Annotated in this window: 9 protein-coding genes; 5 read left to right on the top strand and 4 right to left on the bottom strand. The window is 46.1% G+C overall.

Translation table 11 applies throughout. From position 1 onward, the window contains the following. A partial coding sequence (locus tag V6C93_RS28965) for a heavy metal-associated domain-containing protein (protein WP_333480139.1) occupies window positions 1–336 on the bottom strand: 336 nt, incomplete at its 3' end. A gap of 53 nt (window positions 337–389) precedes the next feature. Beyond that, a complete protein-coding gene (locus V6C93_RS28970) occupies window positions 390–584 on the bottom strand; it encodes a heavy-metal-associated domain-containing protein (RefSeq protein ID WP_333480140.1) in 195 nt (64 codons plus the stop codon). A gap of 435 nt (window positions 585–1019) precedes the next feature. On the opposite strand from V6C93_RS28970, the gene V6C93_RS28975 reads away from it, so the two are divergent. The 4 genes from V6C93_RS28975 (at window position 1020) to V6C93_RS28990 (ending at window position 4491) form a co-directional block, all read left to right on the top strand. Then, complete coding sequence (locus tag V6C93_RS28975; protein ID WP_333480141.1) at window positions 1020–1541, top strand: hypothetical protein; 522 nt, start codon at window positions 1020–1022, stop codon at window positions 1539–1541. Window positions 1542–1662: 121 nt separating this feature from the next. Next, the gene (gene gpmI / locus V6C93_RS28980) at window positions 1663–3261 is read left to right on the top strand and encodes a 2,3-bisphosphoglycerate-independent phosphoglycerate mutase (protein WP_333480142.1); all 1599 of its coding nucleotides are present in this window, start codon (window positions 1663–1665) and stop codon (window positions 3259–3261) included. Window positions 3262–3283: 22 nt separating this feature from the next. Further along, entirely contained in the window at window positions 3284–3517 is a 234-nt protein-coding gene (secG, locus tag V6C93_RS28985) for a preprotein translocase subunit SecG (RefSeq protein WP_333480143.1), read from the top strand. Between the two features lie 14 nt (window positions 3518–3531). After that, window positions 3532–4491, top strand: a complete 960-nt coding sequence (locus V6C93_RS28990) for a peptidase (RefSeq protein WP_333480144.1) — start codon at window positions 3532–3534, stop codon at window positions 4489–4491. A gap of 5 nt (window positions 4492–4496) precedes the next feature. Here the strand turns inward: V6C93_RS28990 and V6C93_RS28995 are convergent, their stop codons facing one another. Next, entirely contained in the window at window positions 4497–4784 is a 288-nt protein-coding gene (locus tag V6C93_RS28995) for a hypothetical protein (RefSeq protein WP_333480145.1), read from the bottom strand. Between the two features lie 76 nt (window positions 4785–4860). Further along, a complete protein-coding gene (locus V6C93_RS29000; RefSeq protein WP_333480146.1) occupies window positions 4861–5052 on the bottom strand; it encodes a hypothetical protein in 192 nt (63 codons plus the stop codon). A 772-nt stretch (window positions 5053–5824) separates the two neighbouring features. On the opposite strand from V6C93_RS29000, the gene V6C93_RS29005 reads away from it, so the two are divergent. Next, the coding region (locus V6C93_RS29005) for a DUF4347 domain-containing protein (protein ID WP_333480147.1) at window positions 5825–6533 on the top strand (709 nt) is incomplete at its 3' end.

Consider the following 6533-nt stretch of genomic DNA (forward strand, 5'->3'; position numbering starts at 1 on the left):
CGATCCCACGACTAGGAGGACACTGATTATCCCTCCCGTCACAACCTTATGCATCAGAGCGCGTGATTCTGCTAAACGGGCATCTTTTTGAGCCTCACCCTCTCCTGTAATCATCTCTTGTGCTTGGAGGGATTCGGCTGAATAGCCGGCTTCAGATACAGCGTCTTGGATTGTTTCTAGATTGGTTTTTTGGGGTTCATATTTAACTGTGGCTTGCTCCATTCCAAAGTTAACCACACACTCACTGACCCCTGGAACAGCCTGAATGGCTTCTTCAACATTCTTCGCACAGGAGGCACAACTCATGCCTTGCAGTTTCAGTGTGAGAGTTTCCATTTAATCAACTCCTTTGCCACCCTTTAATGAATTGAGTTTACCGATGTCAACCCCTAGGCAGCGGGATAGCCTACGGTTGCGATCGCTTCTTTGATATCTGCTTCCGATTTTTGCGTTTCAATGCTGACCATCTTGGTTTTTGTATCAGCCTCTACCTTAGCTGTTGGGTCAATGGCGATTACTGCTTTTGTAAGGGTATTTACGCAAGCTGAACAAGCAATTTTTGGGACTTTTAGTTGTAGTGTCATCTGTTTAATCCTGGATATCTGACTCAGTGGTTTTAGGCACTGAGATGCAAGCTCAACGGGGAACCGTTTAATAACGTTTTGCTGTCCGGTTCCATTTCTGAGCTGTTCTCTATTTAAGTTAAACCCTCTACTTGACTGGAGAGTCAAGGGAAAATCTACGCCGGATTGAAAATTGTTTGAAGGTTAACAGGTTGTACTCCTTCGGAGAACCCGTTCGCGTAGCGTTCTCCGAAGGGGTAGGGTAGGTTTAAAGTTGAAAGTTAGAGGTTTCATTACTATTTAATAAATTGTCGGTAAGAATACAAAAAATAAGACATCTTTAAATTTTGGCTAAAAATTATGACTAAAAGTATGGACTAATTTATATCTAATGATAGAGACAAAATTTAGTCCAAATTTAATTACTTAAATGAAGCTTTAAAGACGTAAATAACCTTGCCTTCGCAGAAACAGTGCAATGTCATGATTTTTGATAAAAAATTTTTCGTTATTAGTGTAGGAATCGGTGGTTTGGATGCTGCTAAACGTGCTGCTGAAGATGGTGTTCACGTAGCGATCGCACAGCAGGAACAGGTCAGTGATACTTGTTTTGTGCAGGGTTGTATCCCAGAGAAACTAATAACCTATGCCGCTAGTTTTTCCCATATTTTTCAATGGGCCAATGAGTATAGCCTTTTTCGATGGGATGAGATACGCTCTGACCTCTCTCCAAACCTATCTTCTACAAGGAGAGAAAGGAGAGAGGCTTTGATTTTTTCTCCCCTTCCCGCAGTTCGTGCCGCTAAGAAAGCTATCGCGAATCGCAACGCTCTCGCTAACGTAGGGAACCGGAACGACCGGAGATCTTATGTGAGGATGAGGAGTGGGGGGTTAGACTATTCTGAGCGTCGGCGAAGAGTTTTTCACCCTGCGCTGAAAAACAATTCCCGCACTCCAGTGCAATGCGAAGATTTTTGAGGGGACTCATTAAGATGCACCCTTACCCCAAACTCGAAGAAAAAGCCAAGATTCAACTGTTGAGTCAAGCATCAATGCTATGATCGCGAAGAAATTCATGCATGAACAAAGGGTAATACATATGACGCAAGCACCTGTCTCTCCTGTGGTGCTAGTCATCTTGGACGGCTGGGGCTACCGCGAAGCAACTGATGGTAATGCCATTGCCGCCGCCGAGACTCCCGTGATGGATAGCCTCTGGGCAGCTTACCCCCATACTTTAATTCGGACTTCCGGGAAGGCTGTAGGGCTACCAGAGGGTCAAATGGGTAACTCAGAAGTGGGTCACCTGAATATTGGCGCTGGGCGTGTGGTTCCGCAAGAATTAGTTCGCATCTCCGATGCCGTAGAAGATGGTACCTTGAGAGACAATAAAGCGCTACTACAAGTATGCCAGGACGTTAAAAATAGAGGCAGTAATCTTCACCTGGTAGGCTTGTGTTCAGAAGGTGGGGTGCATTCTCATATAGACCATCTGCTTGGATTGCTGGATTTCGCCAAATCCCAAGAATTGTCGAATGTCTGTATCCACGCCATTACCGATGGTCGCGATACCCAGCCGACGGAAGGGGTTGAGGCGATTCAAAAGCTTGAAGATCATATTAAAAAACTCGGCGTTGGGCGCATTGTCACCCTAAGCGGCCGCTACTATGCAATGGATCGAGACCGACGCTGGGATCGCGTGCAACAGGCTTATAAGGTCATGACCCAGGAGGGTGCGGGGGATGGTCGATCAGCCGTTGAGGTCTTAAAGGCTTCTTACGAGTCAGGACTCAGCGATGAGTTTGTCCTGCCGACACGAATTGAGACAGGGTCTGTAGAAGCGGGAGATGGAATCATTTTCTTTAACTTCCGTCCCGATCGCGCACGACAACTCACTCAAGCGTTTGTTGATCCCAATTTTATGGGGTTTGAGCGGGAGCAAATCCAGCCCCTCACTTTTGCCACTTTTACACAGTACGATCCGTCCTTCCCTGTACGGGTGGCATTTGAGCCTCAGAACTTGAACAATATTTTGGGTCAAGTAATTGCTCAGCAAAAGTTACGTCAATTTCGGACGGCTGAAACAGAGAAATATGCCCACGTCACTTACTTTTTCAATGGGGGTCTAGAACTGCCGTTTGAGGGTGAGGACAGGGAACTCGTACAAAGTCCGATGGTGGCAACCTACGACCGGGCGCCTGCGATGTCAGCGAGGGAAGTTACGGATGTGCTGATCGCTGCGATCGAAAAACGCATCTACTCCCTGATTGTGATCAACTATGCCAATACCGATATGGTCGGTCATACCGGGAACATCGAAGCCTCCGTGCAAGCGGTTGAAACCGTAGACCGATGCCTTGGACGTGTGATCGAAAGCATCAACAAAGCGGGTGGCACGGCCTTAATTACCGCAGATCACGGCAATGCTGAGTATATGCGGGATGAGTCAGGTAATCCGTGGACGGCTCACACAACGAACCCAGTCCCCTTTATCCTAGTGGAAGGAGAAGGATTAAAAATTCCGGGTTATGGCACGGAAGTTGCCCTACGCGACGACGGACGTCTGGCGGATATTGCGCCGACCATCTTGGAAATTTTAAAATTACCCCAGCCGCCGGAGATGACCGGGCGATCTCTACTACAACCTGTTGAATTAGAAGTCCGTCCCAATCGAACACCTGTGCGTGTCTCTCTTTAGTCAACTGAGCAACAGCTAAACTATGACGATTGTTCAAGTTCTACAACTTATCTGGGCAGTGTCTGCCGTGGGTGTGATTGTTTTGGTACTGCTCCATAGTCCTAAGGGTGATGGAATCGGTGGTATCGGCGGTCAAGCCCAACTATTTACCAGTACTAAGAGTGCAGAGACAGCCCTGAACCGGATTACCTGGGTATTCTCTGTGATTTTCATTGGTTTGACCGTGGTTTTGAGCGCGGGTTGGTTGGGCAAGTGACTGTCGTTGCACTTTTGACATGTTGCCTGTCTAGAACACCGAGACAAACAACTAATCAAAAGCTAAGGCGTCACCGGGGTATTACCTGGAGACGCCTTCTACTATTTGGAGCAGCGATCGCTACGAGTCTATTGCTCATTTTGCCTCAGTTACAGCAGGTGGATGCTCAGGGTATCGCGAGTACAGGTAGCGTAACACCGGAGGCAGTTCGGCGAGGGAACCAAGAGTACTTATTAACAACCGCTGAGTCATCCTCCTCCCCAACTTCCCCAACTCCTCGAGCCCTCCCTGCTTCCTTCCCAGCCCCTCAGGCTCACCCTTTGCCGACTTCAATAGCACAGTGGCAAGATATGACAGGTGCTGGTGATTACTTCTCTCAAATTAAATTAACTCCGGTAGGCTATCTGGTTTGGTCACAGTTTCCTGTCAAAATTTATGTAGAGCGACCAAAAGACCCTGATAAGTCATCCGCCAGTATCCAGCGCTTCCAGAAGTGGATTGATGCTGTATTGCAGGCTGTACGGGAATGGAGTGTTTATTTACCGTTGAAGGTAGTCAACAAACGAGAAGGAGCAGATATCTTGATTTTGCGCGATCGCCCTCCTCTGCAAGCTTCTTTTGATCGCACCACGGGACAATTCAATATCCCTCGTGCTCGTTCTGCTGAAACCCACTACGAATTTTACCTTCGCCAAACCGCCGATCTTCCGCAGGCGATATTATCACAACGATTTACCATCCAGCTGAGTCCCCACCAAACCGATGACTATACCCTAGCGACGGCGCGTCACGAACTCGGTCATGCTTTGGGAATCTGGGGTCATAGTCCGTTAGAAACCGACACTATGTACTTTTCCCAAGTCCGCCATTCGCCTCAGATTTCTGTGAGGGATATTAATACCCTCAAACGGATTTATCAACAACCCACCCGCTTAGGATGGCCTTTAGTCGCTCAGGCTAGTGGTCAAGAATGAGTAGTTTAGGCTTGATAAACTTTACTCTCAATCTGGGATAATTTTTCATCGATTTCAAAATGGTTGCACTGCTCCCATTTATCTGCGATCGCCAGAATTTGCCCAATCAAAGAGTAGGCATCCTGTGAGCAAGAAAGCTCTAGTATTCCCCAACCACCATCTTCAATCGCGGTATCTTCAAGAACGGCAAGACTTTGTTCCAGTTCCGTTCTAGCATCTTTGAGTAATTGACCTAGCCGTTTGGCATTGCGTTTTTGTGCTTTGGCTTGTTGACGTGTGAGTAACATATTCATTTATTTAACCTCCACTGCTGATATTTCAACAATAGAAAGTCCACCTCATCCGGATGAAGTACAATATGTAACTTTGTCAAGTGTCTCTTTGATTTTGCTGGGTTTCGGCTGATTCGTCGGGGTTGCGGTGGTGTGGGTGAGGACAATCTGCCAATTGGTTTTTTCGGGTTAGGCGATTGCCTACGGCACCAGCGAAGTAAGCTCGATAAGCTCTTGTCAGAGGAGAGGGATTCTGAAATTTATAGTCTGGTAACGCTATTGGATGCACTTGGGTTCAAATTACTGATCGCAACCAACCCAAACTCTAGACTCTAAGGTTGGTTGATGAAAGATGAACAATGCGATCGCGTTTTACAGTGAGCTTTACCGCAATTACACTTGCGATGGTCTAGGTTTCGCAGGATTTGAATTGATTGGCTGTATTTAGCCTAGTTCGTCATCTCTAGTTAATAGGTGTATATTAATAGCTGTATAACAGAACACATTATAAAGCTTGTTTGAAGTTAAGTCCTCTAAGGATTTCGAGCTTTTTCATAATTTCACCTTATAGGCGTGACGCATTTAGGCAGCTCTAAAGTTGCTGCTTCTTGAAGAATTTATAAGCAATCTATTAAGTTTTCTAGCCCTTTAAAGGAATTATAGCTACTTTTACCGTTATATAAGCCTTCCAGACTTAGTCACAGAATAGTTATATTTAATGAGCCTTTACATTAATAAAAAAATATATACTGAAACTTTATAAAGTTTAGATAAAGTCTAATGGAACTACTAGAAATTCATCAAGGGGAGATATTAGGATTCATTGTCAAAAGTTAATAAAAATTTTGACCCAAAAACATTGAGGTTTGGTTGAAACCTTTCCCAATCCTAAAAGTTTTCAGGTCATAGCAGCCCTGTTTTATGAGTAGGTAAGTAGCTTTACCTACTCATAATAAGCTGGGTAATGCTAACAGTGAGCAACTGGATTTTAGGGGTCTGCTGATAGTAGCAATTTAACCAGTGGCTACGGTTACGAATACACATTCTAATGAGATTGTAACATGCCAAACATCAAAGAAGCTCAAAGCAACGGACTGTATCCGGCGTTCAACTCTAGCCAAGAACTGCGGTACACAACTCTGGGAAATTCCTACAAAGCTCTCAGCACTATCGTTTTTATAGATTCAGCGGTTGATGAATACCAGAGCTTAGTGAATGGTGCGATACCAGAAGCTGAAGTAATTGTCCTTGACTCCACACGGGATGGCGTTGTCCAAATTACCCAGGTACTGCAAGGACGCATCAATATTGCCGCTGTTCACATTGTTTCCCACGGTTCACCCGGCTGCTTATATCTGGGTAATACCGAACTGAGCCTCGATACTTTGGAGCGTTATGTTAGCCAGTTACAAACTTGGGCAACCCACCTCACCTCCTCTGCTTTGCTTCTTTACGGTTGCAATGTGGCAGCGGGAGATGCGGGAGAAGAGTTTTTAGAACGACTCCACCGACTCACGGGTGCCAATATTGCCGCTTCTGCCAACCGCACTGGTTCTGGCGAACTGGGGGGAGACTGGGAACTGGAAGTAACAACGGGCAAGGTTGAGTTCCCCTTGGCGTTTTCAGTGGAGGTGAGAGAGGCTTACGCCTCAGTTTTGGCAGATGTAAACCTTTCCGGAACTATTCTTTGGACAGATGGCGGGGGTAATACGCACCCAGTCCGTGAAGCAACTGTAGAAATCTGGGATTCTGAGGGATTCCTATTGTCTG

This window comes from Allocoleopsis sp. (assembly GCF_036703385.1).
Classification (GTDB): domain Bacteria; phylum Cyanobacteriota; class Cyanobacteriia; order Cyanobacteriales; family Coleofasciculaceae; genus Allocoleopsis.

Excerpts from the sequence above, each read along its gene's own strand:
- V6C93_RS28970 (WP_333480140.1), bottom strand. The coding sequence starts at position 584 with ATGACACTACAACTAAAAGTCCCAAAAATTGCTTGTTCAGCTTGCGTA.
- V6C93_RS28995 (WP_333480145.1), bottom strand. The coding sequence starts at position 4,784 with ATGAATATGTTACTCACACGTCAACAAGCCAAAGCACAAAAACGCAAT.
- gpmI (WP_333480142.1), top strand. The coding sequence starts at position 1,663 with ATGACGCAAGCACCTGTCTCTCCTGTGGTGCTAGTCATCTTGGACGGC.
- secG (WP_333480143.1), top strand. The coding sequence starts at position 3,284 with ATGACGATTGTTCAAGTTCTACAACTTATCTGGGCAGTGTCTGCCGTG.